General features: G+C 69.7%; 15 protein-coding genes. 2 read left to right on the plus strand and 13 right to left on the minus strand.

Annotated features, from left to right (window positions below):
- Window positions 1-31: 31 nt before the first annotated feature.
- From atpA to MWM45_RS11070, 9 genes are all read right to left on the minus strand, one after another.
- A complete protein-coding gene (gene atpA, locus MWM45_RS11030) occupies window positions 32-1666 on the minus strand; it encodes a F0F1 ATP synthase subunit alpha (protein WP_247826478.1) in 1635 nt (544 codons plus the stop codon).
- Between the two features lie 99 nt (window positions 1667-1765).
- Window positions 1766-2578: a F0F1 ATP synthase subunit delta gene (locus MWM45_RS11035; RefSeq protein WP_247826479.1), complete on the minus strand. Its 813-nt coding sequence runs from the start codon at window positions 2576-2578 to the stop codon at window positions 1766-1768.
- A complete protein-coding gene (locus tag MWM45_RS11040) occupies window positions 2578-3132 on the minus strand; it encodes a F0F1 ATP synthase subunit B (RefSeq protein ID WP_043446081.1) in 555 nt (184 codons plus the stop codon). Before MWM45_RS11040 ends, MWM45_RS11035 begins: the two co-directional genes overlap by 1 nt.
- Window positions 3133-3182: 50 nt before the next feature.
- Window positions 3183-3398: an ATP synthase F0 subunit C gene (locus MWM45_RS11045; RefSeq protein ID WP_043446083.1), complete on the minus strand. Its 216-nt coding sequence runs from the start codon at window positions 3396-3398 to the stop codon at window positions 3183-3185.
- Window positions 3399-3473: 75 nt separating this feature from the next.
- A complete protein-coding gene (gene atpB, locus MWM45_RS11050; protein ID WP_043446085.1) occupies window positions 3474-4295 on the minus strand; it encodes a F0F1 ATP synthase subunit A in 822 nt (273 codons plus the stop codon).
- 85 nt (window positions 4296-4380) lie between these two features.
- Window positions 4381-4698 (minus strand): AtpZ/AtpI family protein, encoded by a 318-nt coding sequence (locus tag MWM45_RS11055; protein WP_247826480.1) that lies wholly within the window; start codon window positions 4696-4698, stop codon window positions 4381-4383.
- A 1-nt stretch (window position 4699) separates the two neighbouring features.
- Window positions 4700-5209, minus strand: coding sequence for a Cg1360 family ATP-synthase-associated protein (locus MWM45_RS11060; RefSeq protein ID WP_247826481.1), 510 nt, complete (start codon window positions 5207-5209; stop codon window positions 4700-4702).
- A gap of 147 nt (window positions 5210-5356) precedes the next feature.
- Complete coding sequence (locus MWM45_RS11065) at window positions 5357-6379, minus strand: MraY family glycosyltransferase (protein ID WP_247826482.1); 1023 nt, start codon at window positions 6377-6379, stop codon at window positions 5357-5359.
- Window positions 6376-8301 (minus strand): polysaccharide biosynthesis protein, encoded by a 1926-nt coding sequence (locus MWM45_RS11070; protein WP_247826483.1) that lies wholly within the window; start codon window positions 8299-8301, stop codon window positions 6376-6378. Before MWM45_RS11070 ends, MWM45_RS11065 begins: the two co-directional genes overlap by 4 nt.
- Window positions 8302-8481: 180 nt before the next feature.
- Here MWM45_RS11070 and MWM45_RS11075 point away from each other — a divergent pair, with 180 nt between their 5' ends.
- Together MWM45_RS11075 and MWM45_RS11080 are read left to right on the plus strand one after the other, a co-directional pair.
- Window positions 8482-9456, plus strand: a complete 975-nt coding sequence (locus MWM45_RS11075; protein ID WP_247826484.1) for a glycosyltransferase — start codon at window positions 8482-8484, stop codon at window positions 9454-9456.
- Window positions 9456-10406, plus strand: coding sequence for an NAD-dependent epimerase/dehydratase family protein (locus MWM45_RS11080; RefSeq protein ID WP_247826485.1), 951 nt, complete (start codon window positions 9456-9458; stop codon window positions 10404-10406). The genes MWM45_RS11075 and MWM45_RS11080 overlap by 1 nt, the downstream gene beginning before the upstream one ends.
- 1 nt (window position 10407) lies before the next feature.
- Here MWM45_RS11080 and MWM45_RS11085 read toward each other — a convergent pair whose 3' ends face one another.
- The 4 genes from MWM45_RS11085 to prfA form a co-directional block, all read right to left on the minus strand.
- The gene (locus MWM45_RS11085; protein ID WP_247826486.1) at window positions 10408-11232 is read right to left on the minus strand and encodes an L-threonylcarbamoyladenylate synthase; all 825 of its coding nucleotides are present in this window, start codon (window positions 11230-11232) and stop codon (window positions 10408-10410) included.
- A 68-nt stretch (window positions 11233-11300) separates the two neighbouring features.
- Entirely contained in the window at window positions 11301-12242 is a 942-nt protein-coding gene (locus tag MWM45_RS11090) for a glycosyltransferase (RefSeq protein ID WP_247826487.1), read from the minus strand.
- Window positions 12239-13111 (minus strand): peptide chain release factor N(5)-glutamine methyltransferase, encoded by an 873-nt coding sequence (prmC, locus tag MWM45_RS11095; protein WP_247826488.1) that lies wholly within the window; start codon window positions 13109-13111, stop codon window positions 12239-12241. Before prmC ends, MWM45_RS11090 begins: the two co-directional genes overlap by 4 nt.
- Window positions 13112-13113: 2 nt before the next feature.
- Window positions 13114-14193 (minus strand): peptide chain release factor 1, encoded by a 1080-nt coding sequence (gene prfA / locus MWM45_RS11100; RefSeq protein ID WP_247826489.1) that lies wholly within the window; start codon window positions 14191-14193, stop codon window positions 13114-13116.
- Between the last annotated feature and the right edge of the window lie 121 nt (window positions 14194-14314).

The following is a 14314-nucleotide window of genomic DNA, read 5'->3' on the forward strand; positions in this document are numbered from 1 at the left end:
GGGGCTGAGCCCCTCCCGTCCTGCAGATCCTCTAGCGCTTCTGTCGAACGATCTTTTCCTGCTCGACCGAATCCGTGTCGATCGCCTGGAATTCCTCGTGACCTGCGCCGAAGCCGTCCGCCCCGGCACCGAAGAAGCCCTCCTTGAACCCGATGACCTGTGCCTTCAGCTCCTCGGCGGTCGAGTCCTCGAGCTTGCCCGTCTGGGCGAGCGTGGTGAGGATCTGCGACTTGTGTCCGAGGTGCTCCAGGAACTCCGTCTCGAAGCGGTTGATGTCTTCCACGGGGACGTCGTCGAGGTAGCCGTTGGTACCGGCCCAGATGGACACGACCTGCTGCTCGACCGGCATCGGCGAGTACTGGCCCTGCTTGAGCAGTTCCATCAGGCGTGCACCGCGGGTCAGCTGCTGGCGTGACGCCGCGTCCAGGTCCGAGGCGAACATGGCGAAGGCCTGCATGTCGCGGTACTGCGCGAGATCCAGCTTCAACGTGCCCGAGACCTTCTTCATCGACTTCACCTGTGCGGCACCGCCCACGCGGGACACCGACACGCCGACGTCCACAGCGGGGCGCTGGTTGGCGTTGAAGAGGTCCGACTGGAGGAAGATCTGGCCGTCGGTGATGGAGATGACGTTCGTCGGGATGTACGCCGAGACGTCGTTGGCCTTCGTCTCGACGAGCGGGAGACCCGTCATCGAACCGGCACCGAGCTCGTCGGAGAGCTTGGCGCAACGCTCCAGCAGACGGGAGTGCAGGTAGAACACGTCGCCCGGGTAGGCCTCGCGTCCCGGCGGGCGCCGGAGCAGGAGGGATACCGCACGGTAGGCCTCGGCCTGCTTCGACAGATCGTCGAACACGATGAGGACGTGCTTGCCGCCGTACATCCAGTGCTGCCCGATGGCGGAACCGGCGTAGGGGGCGAGGTACTTGAAGCCTGCGGGGTCGGAGGCGGGAGACGCGACGATGGTCGTGTACTCCAGGGCGCCCTTGTCCTCGAGGGTCTGGCGGACGGCGGCGATCGTCGACGCCTTCTGGCCGATGGCCACGTAGATGCAGCGGACCTGCTTGTTCACGTCACCGGAAGCCCAGTTGGCCTTCTGGTTGATGATCGTATCCACGGCGATCGCGGTCTTGCCGGTCTGGCGGTCGCCGATGATCAGCTGGCGCTGTCCACGGCCGATCGGGATCATGGCGTCGATGGCCTTGAGTCCGGTCTGCATGGGCTCGTGCACCGACTTGCGCTGCGTGACGCCAGGAGCCTGGGTCTCGAGTGCACGGCGGCCTTCGGCGACGATCTCGCCGAGGTCGTCGATCGGCTGGCCCAGGGGGTCGACGACACGGCCGAGGAAGGCGTCACCGACGGGGACCGAGAGGATCTCGCCCGTGCGGTGTACTTCCTGGCCTTCTTCGATGCCGTTGTAGTCACCGAGCACCACGACACCGATTTCGCGGGTGTCGAGGTTCTGGGCGAGTCCGAGCGTGCCGTCCTCGAACCGCAGCAGCTCGTTGGCCATGACGGAGGGAAGACCCTCCACACGGGCAATGCCGTCACTTGCGGTGGTCACGCGGCCGACTTCGACGCGCTCCGCGTTTCCGGGCTCGTAGGACGCCGCAAAGTCGTTCAACGCACTACGGACGTCTTCGGCGTTGATGGTCAATTCGGCCATCTCAGTCCCTGCTCTCCTGTGTTGTGATCACCATGGGATGCGTGGCGACCGGTGTGTGATTCAGTGGGTGTGGCGCGGATCGGACAGGGCGTGAACGCCCTATCCCGCCAGCTTGCGGCGCAGTTCGGACAGCCGCGTGATGACGGTCGAATCGACCATCTCGTCTCCCACGCTGACTCGGACTCCGCCGATCAGTGTGGGGTCTACCTTGACGTTGACCTTGAGCTCGCGGGCGTACATGGCGTTCAGACCGGACTCCAGCCGTTCGAGCTGGCTTGCCGTCAGCGGACGGGTGACGCTGACGTTGGCAATCCAGCGCTGCTGGCGCAGGGCGACCAGTTCGAGGAACCGTTCGACGAGGATCGCGGGCTTCAGCCCGCGCGGTGAACGCACGGCCTGGGCGATGAGGAGCCTGCCTGCGGGCCCGGCCTGGGGTACGAGCTTCAGGCCGAGGACCACCTTCGACTCCGGGGTGGCCTGTGCGTCCGAGAGCGCCCTCTGCAGGGCGTGGTTGGACGCGACCACCTGGGTGAAGGAGTACAGCTCGTTCTCGAGCCGGTCCAGGCCCTCCACACCACTGCCCTGCTCGGCCACCGCGATGACCACGGTTGCCGCGAGGGTCTCCAGGGCATCACCGATGTCGCGGGCGTTGGCCCATCGCTCGCTGACGAGGCCCTTGACCACGGCTGCGGCGTCGGAGGAGACACGGCCGGCGATCAGCTGGTCGACCAGCACCGCCTTGTCCTTGCCGCTGCGGGACGGGTCCGTGAGTGCACGGCGCAGGCCGGCGTTGCTGTCGAGGATCGACAGCACGCCGAACAGCTCCTCCGCAAGGCCCAGGGTGGCACCCTGCAGACGTGACTCCAGCCCTTCACGGACCGTTGCCAGGGACTGGCTCGATACTCCTGCCATTACTTCGCCGCACCTGCACTGTTCGAGGAAGTCTCGAGGTCGGCGAGGAACCGGTCGATGACGCGGGACGAGCGGGCGTCGTCGGCGAGGGACTCCCCGACGATCCGGCTCGCGAGGTCGGTCGCGAGCGTGCCGACCTCGGCGCGGAGCGAGACCACGGCGGCCTGGCGCTCGGCCTCGATCTGCACGTGGGCCTGCTCGGAGATGCGTGCCGATTCCGCGGCCGCCTTCTCCTTCAGGTCCGCGAGGATCTGCGCCCCTTCGGCGCGCGCTTCCTCACGGATGCGGTTGGCCTCGGTGCGGGCATCCACAAGCTGCTGCTTGTACTGCTCCAGCGCCGCGTTGGCTTCCGCCTGGGCGGCTTCCGCCTTGGCGATGCCACCCTCGATGGCAGCCGTTCGTTCTTCGAACGTCTTCTCGAATGCCGGCATGACGTACTTGATGACGATGAACATCAGCACGGCGAAGCCGGCCAGTGTCACGAGGAACTCCCACCAGTTCGGTGCGAGCGGGCTGGAGCCCTCCTCCGCCGCCATAATCGCTGCGTTAAGCATTTTTCACCCGTCTTTCTTCAGCTTGTCTTCGGTCGGTCAGGGCGGCCTTGTCAGGCGCCGATGACGAAGGCGAAGACGAGGCCCAGGATCGCGAGGGCTTCGGTCAGCGCGAGGCCGAGGAAGGCGATGGGCTGGAGGACACGCTGTGCCTCGGGCTGGCGAGCTACGCCATTGATGTAGGCCGCGAAGACGAGACCGACACCGACACCACCGCCGATCGCGGAGAGGCCGTATCCAACCATGTTGAGGCTACCCTGTACTTCCATTGTGTTCCTTTCAAGATGCCGCATTCGAGCGACAGGTTGTTTGGGATCATCCCCGACGGGGAAGACTTGTAAAAATCAGTGGGCGTCGGCGTTGAGGGCGCCTTCGATGTAGATCGCGGCGAGCAGCGTGAAGACGTACGCCTGCAGGACCATGATCAGGGCCTCCAGCATGTACATCGCCACGGCGCCGACGAGGACGAGGACGCTCGTACCCTGCAGCAGGATGTTGCCCGTCATCACCATGTACTCGATGGCGGATCCCGCGAGGGTCACGATCAGGTGACCGGCGAGCATCGTGGCGAACAGTCGCAGCGAGTGCGTGACCGGACGGACGATGAAGTTCGAGATGATCTCGATGGGTACGACGATCGGCAGGATGTACCAGGGCACGCCCGAGGGGACGACGGCCAGCTTGAAGAAGCGCAGGCCGTGCTTCTGGAGACCGATGCCCACCCAGAGGAGGTAGAAGATCGCCGCGATGGCGTAGGCACTGCCCGGGTGCGAGAAGGTGGGCAGCTGCAGGAACGGGATGGCCCCGAAGATGTTGTTCACCAGCACGAAGAAGAAGGCGGTGAACAGCCAGGGGACGTATTTCAGGAAGTCCCTGCCGCCGATGATGTCCTTGCCGATGGAGTTGCGGACGAAGCCGTACGCCGACTCACCGAGGAACTGCACCTTGCCGGGGACCATCTGGCGGCGTCGTGACGCGACCAGGAAGAATGCGGCGATGATGACCACGGACAGGATGACCATGAGCATCTGCTTGCCGAAGCCGGGGTCGAACCAGACGCCGTAGGGGTCACCCCAGGGGAGGATATCCCGGTAATGGGTGTCCTCGATCGTCGGGGCTACGAATCCCTCTTCGGTAGTTGCGGCCGGGAGCGCAAGCGCGATCAACGCGTTTCCTCTCTGCAGTGTCCATCGTTGGGCAAGATCTGTTCGGCCGCAGCGTGACTGGTCCGACTCATGAAGTTATGGGAATTCACTCCGGTTCATCCTCGGCACCGGACGTCGACCGGGATCCGCCGTGCGGATTCGGTGTGTGGTTCCGAGTGAGGTTGTGCATGTGGGAGAGATAGAAACCCCCTGCTGCACCTAAGAACGCTCCCGCCAGCACCAACCAGCGCGTGTCGAGGAGATTATCCAGCCCCCAGCCTATCAAACTCCATACCGCGATCCCGCCAATCATGTAGCTGAAGACCGCGATGCCCGCGTTGTAGCCGCCGTTGGAAAAGCGCGCCTCGCCCGGGGCCGGCGTGCCGTCGGAGGGGTCTCCGGGCGTCGGTGAAGTGCCGGTCATGTCAGTGTCCTTCCGGTCGCCGGGACGCGGGTGAATCCGTGGTCGGCCCGGGCGGGTCGTCGTAGAGGGGCGTCCTGAGCCGCGAGAACGCGACGACCTCCGCCACCTGCCACACGATCACGGTGGCGAGGGCGCCCCAGAAGAACCAGGTGCGGTCGAGCCAGTCCGGGGTCCCGAACAGGAACAGGACGGCGCCGAACCCGACGACCTTGATGGCGTAGGTGACGACGAACAGGCCGAGCGCTCCGGAGGGGTTGGTCCTGCCCGTGAAGTGGCCGATCAGGAGGCTGATGCCGAAGAACACCATCACGAGGGCGGCACCGAACAGCACGCTCAGGCCGGCGGCGGGTGAGGCCGCGAGCAGCGCCGCGGCGGCGATCAGGACGGCGGTGGCCGCTCCCCCGGCGGCACTCCGGCCCAGGATGCGCAGCCAGGGGCTGTCCGTGGGTTCCGACGCCGGGGAGAGCGTCGCGTCGTCGGCTCCGGTGGCCGGGTTCTCCGGTCGTGGCACGTGCTGTCCGCTCTGTCGGCGGCGCCGTGGGGCGCCCTGTGTTCCCCGGTCGACGGCGTCGTGAGGGCTGGAGGCGGGTCTGCGGGACCGCAGGTCACCGCGCCCGGCGCCTGAAATTCTACCTCACGGCGGGGTTCGCGCCCCCGCTCAGGCCTCGACCACCGTCCGACGACGGGCGATGGCCCGGAAGATCCGCGGGGACCACAGGTACAGCGCGACCACGGCCGCGGCGAACAGCGAGGCGGTCACTGCGAGGGGCGCGGGTGCGGTGGCGAGCACGAAGCCGGCGGCCCCGGTGAGCGCGGACAGGACACTCACGAACAGTGCCACCTGGACGTGGCTGAGTCCGGTGTCGGTGAGCCGCTGGTACACGTGCTGGCGGTGCGCGGCGTAGAGCCGCTCCCCGCGCCGGGCCCGGCGCAGGAACGTGGTGAACGTGTCGGCGAGGTAGATGAGCACCGGCGAGAGGAGGTACTCGAGGTAGACGCCCGCGAGCAGGCCCGTGACGGCGATGGCCGCGATCGACGCTCCGAGGAGGTAGCTGCCCACGTCGCCCAGGAACACGAATCCCCGGCCGAGGTTCCAGGGCAGGAAGCCCGCGAAGGCGGCCGCGACCACGAGCCCCGCGACCGTCAGCCACAGCTGGTCGCTGAGGACCCCGGCCCACGAGTAGAAGAGTCCCACCACCACCCCGTGCATGCCGGAGATGCCGTTGATGCCGTCCATGAAGTTGGCGGCGTTGATGTAGGTGGCCACGGCGACGGCGCCGACCGGGACCCACCAGTAGCTGCTGTCCTCGATCGTCGTCGCGAGGACGATCGTGCCGACCACTCCGATCATGAGCTGCGCGGCGGCACGGACCTTGATGGACAGCCCCCGGAGGTCCTCGATCCAGCCGAGGGTCGCGGCCGCGCCGACCATGCCGATGACGAGGAGGATGAGCGAGCGGTCGACGGCCACCAGGCCGATCGCGAGGGAGAGGGCGAGGGCGGCGAGGATCGCGACCGCGACGGCCATCCCCATGCCCCGGATCACCACGGTGGAGTGCGAGGAACGGCTGTTGGGGATGTCGACGACGCCCCACCGCTTCAGCAGGGGCTTCACGACGACGGGCAGCGCCAGGGACAGGCCCAGGGCGACGAGCCCCACGATCACCAGCTGCGCGGTCATGACGTGGGTCCCGCGGCGCCGGCGGTGGACGGCGAGGTGCGGGCGGCAGGGCCCGCGGCGTCACTCCCGAGGACGCCGATCTGCCCCCGCCCGAAGCCGCCCTCGGTCTTCCACCGCTGCAGGCTCAGCTGTCCCGGATCCAGTGGCGCCACGGACGTGTGGGAGATCTTCGGGTGAAGGGGGCGCGAATCGTTCTCGCCCACGCCGATCAGGTCCTCGTGCATCTTCTCGCCGGGCCGCAGGCCCGTGAAGACGATGTCGATGTCCTTGCCGGACATCGCGATCATGCGCTGGGCGACGTCGAGGATCTTCACGGCCTCGCCCATGTCGAGGATGAGGACCTCCCCTCCCCTGCCGATCGCGCCCGCCTGGACGACGAGCTGGCAGGCCTCGGGGATGGTCATGAAGAATCGCGTCACCTCCGGGTCGGTCACGGTGATCGGACCGCCGTTGCGGATCTGCTCGGTGAACAGCGGAAGCATGGAGCCGCGGCTGCCGATCACGTTGCCGAAGCGCACCGAGACGTACCGCTGGCCCGTGCCCTCCGCGTGCCACGAGGTGAGCTTCTCGGCGACGCGCTTGGAGTGCCCGAGGACGCTGGTGGGGTCCGCCGCCTTGTCCGTGGAGATGTTGACGAAGTTGGTCACGCCGACGGCGGCGGAGGCCCGGAGGACGTTCAGCGAACCCTGGACGTTGGTCTTCCAGGCTTCCTCCGGATACTGCTCGAGCAGCGACACGTGCTTGAGGGCGGCCGCGTGGAAGACGACCTCGGGCCTGCGGTCCTCGAAGATGTTCAGCAACGCATCCGCGTCCCGGATGTCCGCGAGGACGGTGTCACGCCCGGTCAGCAGGCCGCGCCCGGTGAGGGAGATCTGAGTGCACTGCAGGCCGGTCTCGTCGCGGTCGAGCATGATGAGCTCCGCCGGCGCGAAGATCGAGAGCTGGCGGCACAGTTCCGAGCCGATCGACCCGCCGGCCCCCGTCACCAGCACGCGCTTCCCGGTGACGTACCCGGCGACCTCGTCCGGGTGGATGTCCACCGGACGGCGTCCGATCAGGTCCTCGACGGCGACCTCGCGGAAGTCGGCGATGGCGGCACCGGCGGCGCCGAGCATGTCCCGCAGCGGTGGCAGGACGAGCACCCTGATGCCGAGGCCCGCCACGAGGTCGGAGACGCGGCGCACCTGCGCGGCCTCCACCTCCGCGAACGCGATGACCAGGACCGAGGCCTGCGTCCTGGCCACGACATCCCGCAGGTCGTCGATCCGCCCGAGGACCGGGACGGAGGCGAGCCGCAGGTGCTTCTTGGCCGGATCGTCGTCGATCAGGCCGACGGGGAAGTAGGGGGAACCGGGGTCCTGCATCATGCGGCCCACGAGCGAGTTGCCGAGGAATCCGGCGCCGTAGATCAGCGTGCGCTGCGCGTCCTCGCCCGGCTTCGCCTTGCTCTCCACATACATGCGCTTGAGGTAGCGGGTGGCGGCCAGGAACATGCACGCGAAGGGGAAGGCGATGATGCCGATGCTGCGCGGCACCCCGATGACGGTGAAGAACGCGACGCTGACGAGGACCAGGATGACGGCGACGAGCACGGCCACGATGACCAGGAGCTTCGCTTCGTGGAAGCTCCCGAAGCTGTACCTCCCCCGATACAGCGCGAAGCTGAGCCCCACCACCAGCTGGGCGACGACGGCCACCGCACAGAACGCGGCGAATCCCGGGACGTTGACCTCGTTGACCAGGAGCTCGTAGCGGAGGATCAGCGCGAGGAGGATGGCCACGATCCAGGCTGCGGCGTCGAGCAGGTACTGCGACCACAGCCAGATCGCCGGTTTGTCGCCGGAGGAGGCTGTGGCCGTGGAGCCGGGTGTCCGGGCGGAGGCCCGGCCTTCGTTGAGTCCCATGATTCCTAACGGTGTCATGCAGCCATCCACCGCAAACCGGGCGTGGTGCGGCCCGGGGTCCCCGCGCCCGTAGGGTCGGGACCCGTCCGGCCGGGGCTGGAACACGGTGTAATAGACTGCTATTACCCCAGAATACTAACTGCCCCGCCTGTGCCAGGCCCGTTGCATACTGCCAGGGCGCGGCCCGGAAGGAACAGGTTGCACGTCCCCGACGCCGGCTCGCCCCGCGTATTCCTCGTGATCACGACGTTCAACCGGGCACCCCTCCTGCGGGAGCTCCTCGAGTCGATCGCGGCCCTGGAACCGGCCCCGGCCGCCGTCGTCGTGGTGGACAACGCCAGCACGGACGCCACCGCCGACGTCCTCGCCGACGTCCTCCTCCCCGTACCGCTCATCGTGGAGCGCCTGCCCGTGAACCTGGGCGGCTCGGGCGGGTTCGCGGCCGGCGTCGCGCGCGCCCTCGAGGAAGGGGCCGACTGGCTCTGGCTGATGGACGACGACGTCGTCGTCCTCCCCGACGCCCTCGCGTCCTTCGCCCCGTGGATGAGCCGGTACTCGTGCATCCACGGACGCCGCTACGACGCCGCGGGCCTGCCGTTCTTCTGGCAGCACACCCTCGACGAGTTCACCGGCGTCCACCTGCCGGTCCGGGGCGACGTCTTCGCGGCGTCACCGGTCTTCCACACCAACGTCGCGTGCTTCGAGGGCATGCTGGTCGCGGCCGGCGTCGTCCGCGAGATCGGTCTGCCGGACGCCCGGTTCTTCCTCAACGGCGACGACCTCACGTACGGGTGGCTCGTCTCGCAGCGGTACCCGGTGGCCTACGTGGACGCCTTCGTCCTCCGGAAGACGCGCGCGCAGCGGCAGGTGGACCTCGGCGTCCGGCACCTCAACGAGTCGAGCAACCTGTCGCGTTTCTGCGGTATGCGCAACCGCGGGCACCTCGCGCGGTACCTCCAGCTGCACGGCCGCTACCACCGGGTGGGGTTCGGCCTCGGCACGCTCCTGTCCGCCGGCAAGGAGCTCCTCCGCCTGCTCGCCGTCGAGCACTCGATCTCCGGCGCCTCCCAGGTGTGGCGCGGGTGGAGGGCGGCCCGGGTGATCCTGCACGATCCCGGCTGGCGGCCGGAGCCGCCCCTGCGGGACCTCGCCGGGCAGACGGGCGCGTCCTGATGCGCTGGCTGGTGCTCGGCGGCTCCGGGTTCGTCGGCTCGGCGGTGCTGCGGGCCCTGCACGCGTCGGGCATCGAGGCGCACGGCCTGTCCGCGTCGCGGCTCGCGACGGCCGCCGATGCGCCGGTGGCACTCCTCGCCACCGCGGACGCCACGGACACCGCCGGGCTGGAGGCCGCGATGGCGGGGTACGACGTCGTCGTGAACGCGGCCGGCCTGGCCACCCCCTCGGCGACCGGCGGGACGGACCTGCTCGGCGCGAACGCCCTGCTGCCCGCCGTCGTCGCCCGCGCCGCGTCCGCCGCCGGGGTCCGGCGCCTCATCCACCTCAGCAGCGCGGCCGTGCAGGGCCGGACGCCGATGCTGGACGAGACCGGGACCGTGCGCCCCTTCTCGGCGTACTCACGCAGCAAGGCGCTCGGCGAGCAGGCCCTGGATCTCGCGGCGGCGCGGGAGCCGTCACTGTCCGTCGTGACGGTGCGGGCCACCTCCGTGCAGGGCGAGGGGCGTCCGACGACGGCGGCCCTGGCGCGGCTCGCCCGCTCGCCGCTCGCCTCCGTGGCGTCCCCGGGGACCGCGCGATCGCCGATCACGTCGGTGGACTCCCTCGCGGAGCTGGTGCTGGCCCTCGGCACCCACCCCGGGGCCCTTCCGGCGCGGGTGCTGCAGCCCTGGGAGGGACTCACCGTGCGCACCGTCCTCGAGGCGGCCGGCGGACACCCCCGGGTGCTGCCGGCGGCGCTGTGCCGGGCCGCGGTGCGGGGCGGCTACCTGGTGTCGTCCCTCGTGCGCGGTCGCCTCGACGGGCATGTGCGCCGTGTCGAGCTCATGTGGTTCGGACAGGACCAGGTGCCCGGATGGGCGGCCGGCCACGGCGTGGTCCCGACGGCCCGGGTCCGTGAGGTCCTCGCCGACGCGGGCCGCGCGGCACCGGGTGCGGGCGGGCGCTGACCTACCTTCCGGCGTCCGCGTCCTCCGGGGTCCCGGCGTCAGGCGCATCCGCCTGGTCCGGCGTCCCGGCGCCCGGCGCGTCCGGCGTCGGGGAGTCCGCCTGGTCCGGCGTCGGGGCGTCCGCGTCCTCCGGGGTCCCGGCGTCCCGCGCATCCGGCGCGTCCGGGAGTTCGCCGTCGATCCCCACCACGCCCGGCACCACGGCCCGCAGCTCCTCGAGCGACACCGTGCCCTGCCGCACCACGCGCAGCAGCTCCCCCGTGGTGTCGACGATGGTGGACCCCGTGCCTCCGGCGTCGGCCCGCGGGCCGGCGTCGAGGTAGACCGCCACGGACTCGGCGAGCTGCTCGGCGGCCTCCGCCGCCGTCGTCGCCGCCGGCCGGCCCGTCCTGTTCGCGGAGGACACCGCGAGCGGCCCCGTGAGCGTCAGCAGCTCGAGGGCTGTCTCGTCGTCGGGCATGCGCAGCGCCACGGTGCCGAGGGTGTCGCCGAGGTCCCAGGTGAGCGACGGCTGGGCGAGGCAGATGAGGGTGAGGCCGCCGGGCCAGAACGCCTCGGCGAGGCGGCGGGCATCGGGATGGACCTCGGTCGCCAGGCCGTCGAGGGTCTGGATCCGCGGGATGAGGACCGGCGGCGGCATGTTCCGCCCGCGCCCCTTCGAGGCGAGCAGGGTGGCCACGGCCTGCGGCGAGAAGGCGTCCGCCCCGATGCCGTAGACGGTGTCGGTGGGCAGGACGATGCACTGCTTGAGCGATACCGCGCGCTGGGCGGCCGCCAGCCCTTCGCTTCGCTGGGTGGGATCGGAACAGTCGTAGCTCGTTGTCACCCGATCATCCTTCCATTGCTACCCATGGCGGCGCACATCGGCGCGTCCACCCGCCGGTCGGCGGGCGCTCAGGAGGACGGCGGCGGTCCGAAGCCCGTCCCGCGGAGCCCCGCGGAATAGGCGGCGAACCAGGCGCGCAGGCCCTTGAGGTCGCGCTGCGTGATGAAGTAGTAGGGGAAGCCGACGACGTCCGCACCGAACCACCGGAGGTTGCGGTGCTTGCGGGCGAGGTAGGCGCGGTTCCGGAAGTAGGAGAACCGCTTGAAGTCGCCGTCGGGGATCACCGGGGTGATGAAGCCGCCGAAGATCGGCTTCATCTCCGACCAGGTGGCCGGGTGACGCACCGCGACGGTGGCGAGCGTCCCGTACTTCAGGCCGGCCTTCCGTACGCGCGCCAGGAAGTCCACCTCGTCGCCGCGGATGAAGAACTTCATGTCCGGCAGGCCGATCGTCGAGAACACCTCCGCGCGGATCAGTGCACCGTTGAAGAAGTGCACCATGTCGGGCAGGTAGCCCCTGGCCTCCAGCGTCGCGCGGTCGTTCGTCAGCAGCCCGTTGATGCGGAAGTTGAAGGACAGCCGTGAGGGGTCCGACGTCGCGGCGACGAGCGGGCTCACGATGTCGAGCTCGTGCTCGTGGGCGGCCTTCAGCAGCTCGGCGAGGCACCGCCCGTCCTCGGGGTGGCCGTCGTCGTCCATGAGCCAGATCCACTCGGCTCCGCTCGCGACGGCCGCGAGGATGGCGAAGGCGAAGCCCCCCGCGCCGCCGAGGTTGGCTTCCGAGCGCAGGTAGTGGATGGTGCCGCCGGCCGCCGTGGCGGCGTCGACGACGTCCGTCGCGGGCCGTGTCCCCGAGTCCACGAGGGCCACGGTCCGGATCGGGGCGGTCTGCGCCGCGAGAGACCGCAGGAGCTGTGCCAGCTCCTCGTGCCGGTCGTAGGTGACCGCTGCGACGGCGACCGCGGCGTGCGGGGCGGTGTCCGGTCGGCCGGGTGGGGTGTGCTCCGTCATGGGTGTGCCTCTCGGGTGGTGTCGGGGGAAGCGGGTCCCGTGGTCAGCACGGCACTGGTGGCGCGGTCGCGACCGCCGAGGTCCTGATGCGTGGTGACCGCGGTCCAGACGCCCGTCCGCTCGAGGAAGGCCGCGACCCACGGAGCCTGCACCTCCGCGTGCTCCATGACGAAGTACCCGCCGGGCCTGAGCAGGCGAGCGGCCGACCCCGCAGCGGCGCGGGGCAGTTCCATGCCGTCCGCTCCCCCGCCGTACAGTGCCATCCGGGGGTCGTGCTCGGCGACCTCCGGCTCGTTGGGGACGGCTTCGGCGGGGATGTAGGGCGGGTTGGAGACCACGACGTCGAAGCTCCCGTCGTGCTCCGGGAGTGCCGTGGCGAGGTCGCCCTGCACCAGGTGCACCCCGAAGCGCGCGAGGTTCGGTCCCGCCCAGGCGAGTGCGAGGTCGCTGAGTTCGACGGCGTACACGTCGGCGCCGGGGACCTCGTCCGCGACGGCGGCCGCGATCGCCCCGGACCCCGTGCCGAGGTCGACGATCCTGGGCGCGATGAGGCCCGACGCGCGGTCGATCACGAGTTGCGCGACGGTCTCGGTCTCGGGCCGCGGGACGAAGACGCCGGGGCCCACGGACAGTTCGACACGCCGGAAATACGCCACACCGGTCAGGTGCTGCAGCGGCACGCGCCGGGCACGCTCGTCCACGAGGGCCTGGAAGCCCTCGGGAGCGGGCGACCCGATCAGCGCCAGGGCCCTCAGCCGTCCGCGCGAGACCCCCAGCAGGTGCGCTGCCAGCAGCTCGGCGTCGACCCGCGGACTGGGGACGCCCGCCGAGCGGAGCTGCCGTTCGGCGGCCCGCAGGGCCTCCTCCATGACTACTCGTCCGCGCCGATGGCGTCCAGGCGGGCCTGCTCGTCCATCTCGATGGCCGACTGCACCACGGGCTCGAGGTCGCCGTTCATGACGGCGTCGAGGTTGTAGGCCTTGTAGCCGGTGCGGTGGTCGGCGATCCGGTTCTCCGGGTAGTTGTACGTGCGGATGCGCTCCGAGCGGTCCATCGTGCGGATCTGGGACTTCCGGATGTCCGAGTTCGCGGCGTCGATCTTCTCCTGCTCGTGGGCCAGGATGCGGGAGCGGAGCACGCGCATGGCGGCCTCACGGTTCTGCAGCTGCGACTTCTCGTTCTGCATGGCGACGACGATCCCGGTGGGGAGGTGCGTGATGCGCACGGCCGAGTCGGTCGTGTTCACGGACTGGCCGCCGGGGCCCGAGGAGCGGTAGACGTCGATCTTGAGGTCGTTCTGGCTGATCTCCACCTCTTCGGGCTCGTCCACCTCGGGCAGCACGAGCACGCCGGCGGCCGACGTGTGGATGCGGCCCTGCGACTCGGTGACGGGGACGCGCTGCACACGGTGCACCCCGCCCTCGAACTTGAGGCGGGCGTAGACGCCCTCCGCGGGGTCGTTCGAGGACCCCTTGATGGCCATCTGCACGTCCTTGTAGCCGCCGAGGTCCGACTCGTTGGCGGAGATGAGCTCGGTCTTCCAGCCCCGCGACTCGGCGTAGCGGGTGTACATGCGCAGCAGGTCGCCGGCGAACAGTGCGGCCTCGTCGCCGCCCTCGCCGCCCTTGACCTCGATGATGACGTTGCGGCTGTCGTTCGGGTCGCGCGGGATGAGGAGGCGGCGCAGCTTCTCCTGCGCCGTTGCGAGCTGCTCCTCGAGGACGGGCACCTCGGCCGCGAACTCCGGATCCTCGGAGGCCATGCCGCGGGCCGCCTCGAGGTCGTCCTCGAGCGCGCTCCAGCGGTTGTGCGCGTCGACGATGCGTCCCAGTTCCGCGTACCGGCGGCCGAGCCTCCGGGCCAGCGCCTGGTCGGCGTGGACGGCCGGGTCGGCGAGCTGGTCCTGCAGCTCGGAGTGTTCGTCGAGCAGTCCCTGGATGGACTCAAACATCGGGTGTACCTCTTTCGGCTTGTGCAGCCAGTCTACGAAGGTCGGGACGGCGGGGAGGACCAGGTTGCCGGTTGGTTGCCGGTTAACGGACAAAGCCGTCCGGGACGAACCGGCCGATATA

The organism is Arthrobacter antioxidans (assembly GCF_023100725.1).
GTDB lineage: Bacteria > Actinomycetota > Actinomycetes > Actinomycetales > Micrococcaceae > Arthrobacter_D > Arthrobacter_D antioxidans.

Coding starts and splice junctions, on each gene's coding strand:
- prfA (WP_247826489.1), bottom strand. CDS start 14,193: ATGTTTGAGTCCATCCAGGGACTGCTCGACGAACACTCCGAGCTGCAG.
- prmC (WP_247826488.1), bottom strand. CDS start 13,111: ATGGAGGAGGCCCTGCGGGCCGCCGAACGGCAGCTCCGCTCGGCGGGC.
- MWM45_RS11065 (WP_247826482.1), bottom strand. CDS start 6,379: ATGACCGCGCAGCTGGTGATCGTGGGGCTCGTCGCCCTGGGCCTGTCC.
- MWM45_RS11040 (WP_043446081.1), bottom strand. CDS start 3,132: ATGCTTAACGCAGCGATTATGGCGGCGGAGGAGGGCTCCAGCCCGCTC.
- MWM45_RS11055 (WP_247826480.1), bottom strand. CDS start 4,698: ATGACCGGCACTTCACCGACGCCCGGAGACCCCTCCGACGGCACGCCG.
- MWM45_RS11035 (WP_247826479.1), bottom strand. CDS start 2,578: ATGGCAGGAGTATCGAGCCAGTCCCTGGCAACGGTCCGTGAAGGGCTG.
- MWM45_RS11070 (WP_247826483.1), bottom strand. CDS start 8,301: ATGACACCGTTAGGAATCATGGGACTCAACGAAGGCCGGGCCTCCGCC.
- atpA (WP_247826478.1), bottom strand. CDS start 1,666: ATGGCCGAATTGACCATCAACGCCGAAGACGTCCGTAGTGCGTTGAAC.
- MWM45_RS11090 (WP_247826487.1), bottom strand. CDS start 12,242: ATGACGGAGCACACCCCACCCGGCCGACCGGACACCGCCCCGCACGCC.
- MWM45_RS11080 (WP_247826485.1), top strand. CDS start 9,456: ATGCGCTGGCTGGTGCTCGGCGGCTCCGGGTTCGTCGGCTCGGCGGTG.
- MWM45_RS11045 (WP_043446083.1), bottom strand. CDS start 3,398: ATGGAAGTACAGGGTAGCCTCAACATGGTTGGATACGGCCTCTCCGCG.